The organism is Actinoplanes sp. NPDC049548, assembly GCF_040676695.1.
In the GTDB taxonomy this organism is placed as follows: Bacteria; Actinomycetota; Actinomycetes; order Mycobacteriales; family Micromonosporaceae; genus Actinoplanes.
Map to the genome: position 1 here is coordinate 1 of NZ_JBFAPM010000053.1, position 8,271 is coordinate 8,271.

2 protein-coding genes are annotated in these 8,271 nt (G+C 71.5%); both read right to left on the minus strand.

All coding sequences use genetic code 11. The features are described 5' to 3' along the window. A partial coding sequence (locus AB0J80_RS38340) for an amino acid adenylation domain-containing protein (protein WP_364714737.1) occupies positions 1-4,674 on the minus strand: 4,674 nt, incomplete at its 3' end. A gap of 1 nt (position 4,675) precedes the next feature. Further along, a partial coding sequence (locus AB0J80_RS38345) for an amino acid adenylation domain-containing protein (RefSeq protein WP_364714739.1) occupies positions 4,676-8,271 on the minus strand: 3,596 nt, incomplete at its 5' end.

Genomic DNA, 8,271 nt, shown 5'->3' on the forward strand with positions numbered 1-8,271 from the left:
GGCACCCTGGCCTACGAGATGCGCCGCCCACGCATCCGACCGTGCAGCCAACTGCGCATACGTCAACACCTCAGCCCCGCACCGGACCGCCACCGCGTCAGGAGTCCGAGCCACCTGAGCGGCGAACAACTCCGGCACCGTCACAGCGGGAACAGCAACAGCGGTGTCGTTCCAGACCCGGGTCACCCGGCTGCGCTCGGCGGGGGCCATCACGTCGATGTCGCCGATGCGGATGGCCGGGTCGACGGCGATCTGCTCGAACACGCGGACCAGACGGCCGACGAGGGCCTGCGCCGTAGGCTCGTCGAAGAGGTCGGTGGCGTACAGCATCCCGCCGACCAGGCCGGCCGGACGACCCTGCGGATCGCGACGCTCGGCCAGGTCGACGGAGAGGTCGAAGCGCGCCGGGGATTCCGCGCCGTCGTCGAACGGGGTGACCGACAGTCCCGGCAGCTCCCAGCCATCGCCGTCACCGGGCACGTTCTGCACGGAGAACATCACCTGGAACAACGGGTTGCGGCTCAGCGACCGGGCGGGCGCGAGGACGTCCACCAGGCGTTCGAAGGGTACGTCCTGGTTGGCGTACGCGGCGAGGTCCGCCTCCCGGACCTGCCGCAGCAGCGCGGCGAAACTGGGGTCGGCCGACAGGTCGGCGCGCAGCACGAGAGTGTTGATGAAGAACCCGACGAGCTCGTCCAACGCCGCGTCACCGCGCCCGGCGATCGCCGTACCCAATGGGATGTCGGTCCCGGCGCCGACCCGGCACAGGAGCACGGACAGGGCCGCGTGCACGACCATGAACATGGTCGCCCGGCCCTGCTGGGCCAGCCGCAGCAGGCCGGCATGGGTCTTCGCATCCACCTCGAAGGTGACCATGGCGCCGCGGAAGGACGGCGTCGCCGGGCGGGGGTGGTCGAGCGGAAGGCGGAGCTCCGCGGGCGCCTCGGCGAGGGCTTTGCGCCAGTGGGCAAGCTGACCGCTCACGACGCTGTCCTCGTCGTCGGGGTCGCCGAGGACCTCGCGTTGCCAGAGCGCGTAGTCGGCGTACTGCACCGGCAGCGGGACCCAGGCGGGTGCGTCGCCGCGTCGCCGCGCGGTGTACGCGGTGCGCAGATCCCGGGAGAGAACACCCATGGACCAGCCGTCGACCGCGATGTGATGGGCGACGATGAGCAGCACGGCGTCCTGCGGGTCGAGCCGCAGCAGCCAGGCCCGCCAGGGAAGGTCGACGCTGAGGTCGAAACCCCGGGTGGAGTGCCGGGCCACCATGTTCCGCAGCGCGTCCTCGGTGGCGTCGCAGATCACCAAGGGTGGCCGGCCGGCGTCGCCTTCGAGGATTTCCTGACGCGCGCCGCCCTCCGACTCCACGAAGACGGTCCGGAGGCTCTCGTGCCGGTCGGCGACGTCACCGATCGCCTTCTCCAGCGCGGCAACGTCCAGGTCACCGCGCAGGCGCAGAGCCAACGGCATGTTGTACGCCGCACTCGCACCCCGGTCGCTGTCCTCGAGCCGGTTGAGGAACCACAGCCGCTGCTGCGCGTACGACAGCGGCAGCACCTCGGGCCGCTCGCGACGGGTCAACGCCTCGCGCACCACGCCGCCCTCGCCCTCGACAAGGCGAGCCACCTCGGCCACGCTCGGCCCGGCGAACAGGGCACGAATGCTCACGTCCGTCTCGAAGACCGCGCGGATACGCGACACCAGGCGCATGGCTGACAGCGAGTCACCGCCCAGGACGAAGAAGGAACGGTCGGCCGGCACCCGATCGACGCCGAGGATCTCCGCGTACAGCGCGCAAAGCTGTTCCTCGACGGGCGTGGCCGGCGCCCGCCCGGTACGCACCCCGTCCGGTGCCGGCAGGGCAGCCCGGTCGAGCTTACCGTTGACCGTCAACGGCAGCCCGTCCAACGCTACGAACGCCGACGGCACCATGTAGTCCGGCAGGAGCCGGGCCGCGTGAGCCCGCAACACCTCGACATCGACCGTGGACACCACATAGGCCACCAGACGGTCATCCCGCACGACCACCGCCGCCTGCGCCACCTGCGCATGCCCGGCCAGCACCGCCTCGACCTCGCCCGGCTCCACTCGGAAACCGCGAATCTTGACCTGGTGGTCGGCGCGGCCTTCGAAGGACAGGCGGCCGTCGGTGCCCCAGCGGGCAAGGTCGCCCGAGCGGTACCAGCGTTCGCCGTCCGGGCCGGCGACGAACGACGCCGCCGTGAGCCCCGGCCGGCCCAGGTAACCGCGGGCCAGGCCCCGGCCCGCGAGGTACAGCTCGCCGGTCACGCCCGGGGCCACCGGGTTCAGGAACTCGTCGAGCACGTACGCCCGGGTGTTGCCGAGGGGCGCGCCGATGGGCGGGGCGGTCTCGATGAGCTCCGGCAGGCGTACGGCGGTGGTCATGACCGTGGCCTCGGTGGGCCCATAGGTGTTCCACAGCGCGGCCCGTGGCGCCCAGCGGGCGGCCAGATCGGCGTTCAGGCGCTCGGCGCCGAGCACCCAGGTGCGCACGCCGGGGACGTCGGCCGGGTCGAGAACCGACAGCAGCGACGGGACCACGCTGGCCGCTTCGACTTCGGCGTCGCGGATCATCGCGGTGAGTGCGCTTGCGTCCGTACGTTCCTGGTCCGTGGCGATGGCGAGCGTGCCGCCCGCGGTGAGGGTGACGGCAATGTCCAGAATGGACGCGTCGAAGCTGAACGAGGCGAACTGCAGCGCCACGACGCCCTCGCCGAGCACCGGCCGCATCACCGCGGCGAGGTTCGTGACGCCGCGGTGTGCCACGGCCACACCCTTCGGCACGCCCGACGAACCTGATGTGTAGATGACGTAGGCCAACGAGGCGGGGTCGAGGCGCAGGGCCGGCGCGGCGGCGGGATCCGGACGGGTCCAGGGGACAGCGCGGGCGGGGGCGACAGCCAGTTCGGCGAGGGTGTCCTCGGTGCCGATGACGAGCGTCGCGGCGCTGTCGGCCACCATCAGGTCGAGCCGGGAACGCGGGTACACGGGGTCGAGCGGCACGAAGGCCGCGCCGGCCTTCCAGACGCCGAGCATGGCGACGATGACGTCGACGCCGCGCGGCAGGCAGAGGGCGACCCGGGCTTCGGGTCCGGCGCCGAGGTCCGCCAGGTGGGCTGCCCAGGCGTCGGACAGGGCATTCAGCTCGGCGTACGTCAGGCTCTCGGCACCGCAGCGCACCGCCGTCGTGTTCGGGGTCCTGGCCGCCTGCGCCACGAAAAGCTCGGGTACGGTCACGTCCGGCACGGCGACGGCGGTGTCGTTCCAGACGTGCAGGACACGTGCGCGCTCGTCCGCGCTCAGGGTATCGATGGTGTCGAGGCGGCGGGCGGGGTCGGCGGCGAACTCGGTGAGCAGCCGCAGCAGCAGGTCGAGCACGCTGCGGGCGGCGGCCTCGTCGTAGATGTCGGGCCGGTAGCCGAGGCGCAGCCGCATCCCGCCGACCGGACTGATCGTCAACGCGAGCGGGAAGTTGGTGGCTTCCTTGATATCGGCCGGGGTGAACCGCACCGCCTTCTCAGGACCTTCGGCGTCCGGACGTTCACCTTCAGCGGGTGGGCGGCCGTCGGGCGGCGGGGACGACTCGGCGCCGGAGCCGAAGTTCTCGAACGCCATGATGGTGTCGAAGACCGCACCCCGGCCGCCCGCCCGTTCGATCTCCGTGAGGCTCAGATACTGGTGGTCCAGCAACGAGGTCTGCCGGTTCTGTACCTGGGTGAGCAGCTCGGCCACGGTCTGGCCGGGCTCGAAGCGGACCCGTACCGGAACGGTGTTGATGAACAGGCCCAGCATGGACTCCATGCCGGGCAGCTCGGCCGGGCGGCCGGCCACCGACGCTCCGAACACGACGTCCCGGCGGCCGGTCAGCCGGCCGACGACGACCGCCCATGCCGCCTGGGTGATGGTGTTGACGGTGACGCCGGTCGCTCGGGCGAGCTCGCGCAGCGGCGCGTCCAGCTCGGCGGTCTCGACGGTGACCACGCCCGGCAGGGAACGGGTGGCGCCGTGGTCGCGGGGGGCCAGCAGTGTCGGCTCTTCCGTGCCCGCGAGGGCCTCGCGCCAGGCCTCGCGGGCCGCATCGATGTCCTGCCGGGACAGCCAGGCGAGATAGTCCCGGTACGGGGTGACCGGCGGCAGCCCGGCAGTGCTGCCGCCGGCGGCATAGGTGGCGCCGACCTCCTGAACGAGGATCTGCAGGGACCAGCCGTCGAGCAGAATGTGGTGCAGGGTCAGCACCATCCGGTACCGGCCGGGCGCGAACTTGACCACCAGCACCCTCAGCAGCGGCGGCACGGCCAGGTCGAAGCGGGCCGCCTGCTCCTGCGCGGCGATCCGTTCCGCCTCGGCCTCGGCGTCCGCCGCACCGAGGCCGCTGAGGTCCTCCTCGCGCCAGGGCAGGGTGACCCGGCGCATGATGAGCTGGACGGGTGCGCCCGAGCCACGGCGCGGGAAGCACGCCCGCAGGCTCTCGTGCCGGTCGAGCACGGCCTGCCAGGAGGCGCGCAGCAGGGCCGCGTCGAGGTCGCCGTCGAGCCCGAAGACCATCTGCTCGATGTAGACGTCCATGCCCTGCTCGTCGTAGAGCGAGTGGAACAGGATGCCCTCCTGCAGAGGCGACAGCGGCCAGACCCCGGCCAGCGCGGACTCGCTCATCTCAGGCTCCTTCTTCGATCTGCTTCACGACCGCCTCGAACTCGTCGAGCTCGCCCTGGCTCACATCGACCAGCGGGAAGTCGGACGGTGTATGGCCGCTTCCGGCCCCGGACCCGTGCGCGGCCAGGCCGGTCAGCATCGCGACCCAGCCGTCGAGCAGCGCCTGGGCGGCCGGCTCGCCGAGCAGCTCCGGGGGCCAACTGAGCACGAGGGTGAGCTGCGGTCCCTCGTTCAGGTCGTGCACCATGCCGGTGATCTCCAGGGCGTGCAGGACCGGCACCCGCGCGTCGGTGCCGCCGGCTCCCTGAGCCGCGATCTGCCAGGGCCGTTCCTCCCGCGGGCCGGCCGTGTCGCCGGCACCGCCCGGGAACCGGCCGAGGTAGTTGAACCCGATCTGCGCCCGCGCCAGCTCGGCCAGCCGCGGCCCAGCGTCCGGGTTCAGGTACCGCAGCAGGCCATAGCCGAGGCCGTCGGAGGGTACGGCGCGCAGCTGCTCCTTGACCCGCTTCACCAGTCGTCCCGCGGCCGGGCCGCCGTCGCGGACCTCGGCGAGACGGAGCCTTCCCACGTCGAGGCGCACCGGGTGGCTGTCGGTGAACCATCCGACGGTGCGCGACAGGTCCTCGTCGTCGCCGAGCGGGACGCGACCGTGGCCTTCCAGGTCGACCACCACGCCGGTGGCATCCACGAGGCCGCGATCGCGTCGCCAGTCGGCGACCGCGGCGGCCAGCCCGGCGAGCAGCACGTCGTCGATGCCGGCGTGGAAGGCGGCGGGAACCGCGGTCAGCAGAGCCTCTGTCGTGTCCATCGGCACGGTCACCGACAGCCGTCGAGTGCTCCCCGTGGTGTCCCGGGTCCGGTCGACGGGCCGGTCGGTGAGCGCGGGATCGGGTTCGCGCAGCATCGCCACCCACTCGGGCAGCTCAGCGGTCCGGTCCTGCGCCGCCAGCTCCCGCGCCCAGTGCCGGAACGACGTAGGCACCGACTGCAGCGCCACCTCCCGCCCGGCGGCCAGCGTGGTGTACGCCTCGGCCAGGTCGGGAAGCAGGACCCGCAGCGAGACGGTGTCCACCACGAGGTGGGCAATCATCAGCAGCAGACGTCCGGGCCGCTCGGATCCCGCGTCGAACCACACCAGCTGCGTCATCATGCCGGCGAGCGGGTCGATCCGTGCCGCCGCGGCCGCGGTCTCCTCGTCGACGACCCGTTGCAGGTCGGCACCGTCGAGGCCGGTCAGGTCGACCCGGTGCAGCAGGCGCCCGGCGTCGTCCGGGTCCGGCTCGGGCACGACCATCCGCCAGCCGTCGCCCTCGGGTTCGAGGCGGGCCCGCAGCATGTCGTGGTGGGTGAGGATCTCCCGGAGTGCGCCGGTCAGCGTCTCCTGGTCCGCGCCGGCCGGAGTGACCACCATCGTGGAGAACGCGGCCTCGCCGATGCGGTCGGGGCCGGTGCGCTCGAGCAGCTCGTGCATCACCGGGGTGAGCGGGACGTCGCCGATACCGGACTCGCCGACGCGGGTCACGGCGCTCGCGTCGCAGGCGACCAGAGCGAGCGCGGCCGGGGTTTGCTGCTCGAAGATCTGCCGGGCGGTCACGGCCAGCCCGGCACGGCGGGCCTTGGACACCAGCAGCATCGACATGATCGAGTCGCCGCCCAGGTCGAAGAACGACGCCTCCGCCCCCACCTCCTGCACACCCAGCACCTCAGCGAACAGCGCACAGAACAACTCCTCCGCCGGGGTCTGCGGCCCGCGCCCGACCTCCACCGCGTCCGGGGCAGGCAAGGCCGTTCGGTCGAGCTTGCCGTTGACGGTCAACGGCAGCGCCTCCAGCGCGACCACGGCGGCTGGGACCATGTAGTCCGGCAGGCGTTCCGCGGCGTAAGCCTTCAACACGTCGGGTTCGACAGTCGACACCACGTAGGCGACCAACCGGCCGTCTCGCATGATCACGGCAGCCTGTGACACGTCCTCGTGTGTCTCCAGCACCGCCGCGACCTCGCCGGGCTCGACCCGCAACCCGCGGATCTTCACCTGCTCATCCACCCGCCCGACGAAATGCAGCAGACCGTCGGGGTCCCACCGGCCCACATCCCCAGAGCGATACCATCGCTCACCATCCGGGCCGGCGATGAACGACGCCGCGGTCTGCCCTGACCTACCGAGGTAGCCGCGAGCCACACCCGGGCCGGCGATATACACCTCGCCGGTGACGCCTGGTGGGACGGGGTTAAGGAACTCGTCGAGCACATACACCCGGGCATTACCGATCGGGGCACCGATCGCCGGCGCAGTCTCGACGAGACCCGGCAGCGGCACCGCGGTAGTGATGACCGTGGCCTCGGTCGGCCCGTAGGTGTTCCACACCCGCGTGTGCGCCGTCCACCGGTTCGCCAACTCCGCCGACAACCGCTCCGCGCCGAGTACCCAGTTACGCACCCCGGGCACCTCGGCCGGGTCCAGCACCGCCAGCAACGACGGCACCACACTCGCCACTTCCACACCGGCATCACGGATCATCGCCGACAGCGCGTGCACATCCTGACGTTGCTCAGCCGTAGCGATCACGAGGGTGCCGCCGCTAGTCAACGTGACGGCGATGTCGAGGATCGAGGCGTCGAAGCTGAACGACGCGAACTGCAACGTCACCGCACCGCCACCGAGCACCGGCGCCATCACCGACGCCAGGTTCGCCACACCGCGATGGGTGACCGCGACACCCTTGGGCACACCCGTCGACCCGGATGTGTAGATCACATACGCCAACGCATCTCGCTCGACAGCCACCACCGGCACCGGCGCGCCGCTCAGCTTCATGTCGGTATCGACTACCAGCTCCGCGCCGCTGTCCGCGACGATCTGCGCCAGGCGCTGCCTCGGATAGGCCGGATCCAACGGCACGAACGCCGCACCGGCCTTCCACACCCCCAGCATCGCCGCGACCATGTCGACACCGCGCGGCAACAGCAAAGCCACTCGGGTCTCGGGGCCGGCGCCGAGGCTGTGCAGATGCGCCGCCCATGCATCCGACTGCGCAGCCAACTGCGCATACGTCAACACATCAGCCCCACACCGGACCGCCACCGCGTCAGGAGTCCTCGCCACCTGAGCCGCAAACAGTTCCGGCACCGTCACAGCGGGAACGGCAACAGCGGTGTCGTTCCAGACCCGGGTCACGTGGTTGCGCTCGTCGGGGTCCATCACGTCGATGTCGTCGATGCGGATGGCCGGGTCAGCGGCCACGCGCCGCAGGAGGCGCAGCAACCGGTCGACGAGGGTTATCACCGTGGTGGCGTCGAACAGGTCGGTGGCGTACAGGAACGTGCCGACCAGGCCGGCCGGGTTGCCGTCGAGGTCGCGACGCTCGACCAGGTCGACGGACAGGTCGAAGCGGGCGGGCGCGCCGTCGTCACCACTGTCGTACGGGCTGACCCGCACGCCCGGCAGCTCCCAGCCGGCGTCGCCTTGCGGCACGTTCTGCAGACCGAACATCACCTGGAACAACGGGTTGCGGCTCAACGACCGCGCCGGCGCCAGGTCGTCCACCAACCGCTCGAACGGGATGTCCTGGTTGCCGTAAGCAGCCAGATCGGTGTCCC